The following is a 3,446-nucleotide window of genomic DNA, read 5'->3' as shown; positions in this document are numbered from 1 at the left end:
TGTACCATGTTCACCTCTGCGATCCTATAATTCATTTTAGGCGATCGCGTACAGTAATGAGGATACCTTCTCACTGGCGAGTATAAACCAGACAAAATAGAAGACAGTACTATGAAAATCAAGAAATATTGGTGGGTTTTAATTCTGATTCAGCTAACTCTTCTAGTTGTCATTATTAACGGACAATTCGCTGTTTCCAACGATCGCCCATCTCTTGTGTACAGAGAAGACTTACGGGAGATTCCGGCTGCCATTCCCATAACTCAGGCACATATTAGCCATGAAGATGTAATTCTTAATTTATATGGTTCAGCTAAAGACAATCTCAAAAAGAGCCATCATGATAACATAGCCAACGATCCTTATTACATATGGTCGGGGAGATGCTCGAGCAACTGGGCAGCAACGTTTAGCCACAGGCGATTTCTGGTTGACTTGAGAGGAGTAGCTAAAGTCAGATGGCGGACTAAACAATCGGGTTTCAGGAGATTGCACATCCTCTTAAAACTTGAAGATGGCACGTGGTTGGTGAGCGATCGCACTCAAGGAGCATCGGAAGACTGGAAAATCGGTGAGTTTAACCTGATGGACTTAGAATGGTATGCACTCTCAATGGAGACGATAACGGAAAGAGAGAAAGTCTCCTCTGTCGATCTTTCACGAGTCGATGAAATCGGAATTACAGATCTGATGAGAGGAGGCTCCAGTTCAGCATCCTCTAGACTAGACTGGATCGAAGTCTATGGAAAACCGGTAGAACGGTTCAATTCTTAGTCAATCGGCGATCGCTTCGATCCTTGACTACAATTGAACCAACAAAACCTTAAATTCCATAATGAGCCAAAATGATTACACGCCGAGAATTTGTCAAAACTGCTGCGGTTGCTAGCGCGACTGCTGTTGTCGTTCCCCATTTGAGTCTTGGGAGTTCACCCTCTTATGATGCAAAGCAACTGCCGACTAGAACGCTCGGAAAAACAGGAATAGAGGTTCCACCGATCATTATCGGTTGTGGTAGTCGATTTATGGCGATCCAAGACGAGGATAAAGCTCTTGAGTTACTCGAATATGCCCTCGATCGCGGATTATATTGTTGGGATACAGCCGCAAATTATGGAAACCACCAGATTTCGAGCGAGGAGCGTTTGGGCAAGTTGCTCAAACAGAGGAGGAAGGAAGTCTTTTTAGCCACTAAAGTCGCTCAACGGGATGGGGAAAGTGCCAAAAAGACGATTGAGAGAAGTTTAAAACGCCTTCAGACAGATTACATCGATCTCTTGCAAGTTCATTCTATAAGGTCTGTCGAAGATGTTGAAACTCTAGGACAAAAAGGTCAGGTTTTGGAAGTGCTGCATCAATATAAAGAAGAAGGGGCGATCGCACATATCGGCTTTAGTGGACATACTTCAGCCGAAGCGATGAAGAAAGCGGCTCAAATGTACGATTTTGATACCATGCTGATCGCGATGAATCATCAGCGTCCAGAACAGAAATTTGAGGAACAAGCCGTTCCAGCCGCAGGAAGGAAGGGAATGGGAGTACTGGCAATGAAAGTCATTCGCCCTAGAGAAACCATCGAAAATCTCAATCCTAGGGATCTGCTTAGTTATGCTTTGAGCTTAGACCATATTTCAGCAGCCGTCGTTGGAATCGATAGCTTGGCACTCTTGAAAGATAACATCGATTTCATGCAGAATTTTAGCCCCTTATCTGCCTCGAAAATGGAAGAAACGAGAGTTAAGCTGACACCATTCTACAGAAATGAGCAATTAGCTTGGATGAAACCTGGGTATGAAGATGGAATGAATGCCTGAATAAGTCAACCCAGTCAACCCATAAACTAGAACGCTTTCTGTACTCGCCCATTCTGGGAGATTTGGGTAAAAACCCGGTTTCTGAATCGTTTCTCAAGAGGTTAAATCGCCATGACACCAGAAGATTTGGCATTTGAACAAGTAGAGCCGCTTATTGCCGCTGGTGCTATTACTGACTGGCACTTTTTTCTGCCCGCCGATCATTCGCCCGAACAGCCTTCGAGTCAACCCTATCGTATTTTTGAACCCCGTTGGCGCGAGGTTATTTTATTGTGGTTGGGACGCGAGGATGTGGAAGATGAGAAGAAGGAGCAGTTTATCGAGGAATTGGTGAATTTTGAGGATGGGTGTGGAGAATGGAATCTTCAGAAAGTCGATCGCGGATTTTATCAATATCAAGCCTATTTTCTCGCTGCGGTGGGCATTGGCGAGTTTAAGAGTTGTTCTCTTACCGATGAAATTGTCCAACAGATGGTGAAGTGGGCATTTGGAGATTTTAATACTGAAAAACAGCAATGGCAAATAGTTCTCTATCCTATTGCAAACAGAGCTAGGGAAACTCTATCAGAAACTGACAGAGTGCGAGTGATTCAAGCCCTTGGCAATCTCCTGCAACAGCCCCAATGTCCTACATTAATCTGTAGGAAAGTCATTGAGTATTTGGAGAAAATTGGGCAAGGTAATCCAGAAGCGATCGCAGCATTAATTCAGCTTCTCAGGAAAACCAAGGATGAAGATACTCGTAGATATACAGCTTATACTCTCACGAAAATCGCACCAGGAAATCCCCAGGCGATCGCGGCTTTCGTGCAGATTCTCGAACAGACTAAGGATCAATCTATCCGTAGATGGGTGGCTTGTAGTCTAGGAAAAATCGCACTAGATAATGCCCAGGCGATCGCCGTATTAATCCAACTTCTCAGGGATACTAAGTATAAATATACTCGTTGGCAAGCAGCTCAGAGTTTGGCCGAAATTGGACAGGGCAATGCCGAGGTTATCGCCGCTTTAGTGGAAGCACTCGGGGATGCTGCGAGCATAAATACTCGTTGGCACGCAGCGCATAGTTTAGAGAAAATCGGACGAGGTAATGCCGAAGCGATCGCCGGATTAGTCCAACTTCTCAGGGACACTGAAGATGAATTGACTCGCTGTATGGCTGCTGAGACTTTAGAGAAAATAGACCCAGGAAATCCCCAAGTAATTGCAGTATTAGTCCAAGTTCTCCAGCAGACTGAGGATGAATTTATCCGTTGGCCTACAGCTAATAGTTTAGGTAAAATCGACCCAAAAAATTCCCAGGTCATCCCAGCCTTAACCCAAGTTCTTGAACAGATTGAGGATAAAAAAACCCGTTGGAACACGATTGAGAGCTTAGGGCAAATCGGACAAAGCAATTCCCAGGCGATCGCAGTTCTAGTTGAACTCCTTAAGGAGGCTAGGGATAGAAATCCCGGTTGGCTGGTGGCTGAGAGTTTACGGAAAACTTTACAAGGCAATAGTCAGGAGATCGCGATCGCGGCTTTAGTCCAACTTCTCAGGGATACTGAAGATGAAGAAACCTGTTGGTGGGCGGCTGATATTTTAGGGGAAATTGACCCAGGTAATATCGAGGCAATCTCTGCCTTAATT

The 3,446-nt window shown here is 44.8% G+C and carries 3 protein-coding genes; all 3 read left to right on the top strand.

Features of this window, described 5'->3' with window-relative positions; all coding sequences use genetic code 11:
- The first annotated feature begins 111 nt into the window (after positions 1-111).
- Positions 112-774, top strand: a complete 663-nt coding sequence (locus AC3A14_RS16380) for a hypothetical protein (RefSeq protein ID WP_318733201.1) — start codon at positions 112-114, stop codon at positions 772-774.
- A gap of 71 nt (positions 775-845) precedes the next feature.
- Complete coding sequence (locus tag AC3A14_RS16375) at positions 846-1,814, top strand: aldo/keto reductase (RefSeq protein WP_318733202.1); 969 nt, start codon at positions 846-848, stop codon at positions 1,812-1,814.
- A gap of 111 nt (positions 1,815-1,925) precedes the next feature.
- Positions 1,926-3,446, top strand: a 1,521-nt coding sequence (locus AC3A14_RS16370) for a HEAT repeat domain-containing protein (protein ID WP_487779064.1), incomplete at its 3' end; no start/stop codon positions are given.

Source organism: Roseofilum sp. (assembly GCF_982964205.1).
Note: the sequence above shows the minus strand (reverse complement) of the source record. Positions and strands in the feature narration are given on the sequence as shown.

What these genes read in the sequence shown, in the direction of transcription:
- AC3A14_RS16380 (WP_318733201.1), top strand. Translation starts at nt 112, where the DNA reads ATGAAAATCAAGAAATATTGGTGGGTTTTAATTCTGATTCAGCTAACT.
- AC3A14_RS16375 (WP_318733202.1), top strand. Translation starts at nt 846, where the DNA reads ATGATTACACGCCGAGAATTTGTCAAAACTGCTGCGGTTGCTAGCGCG.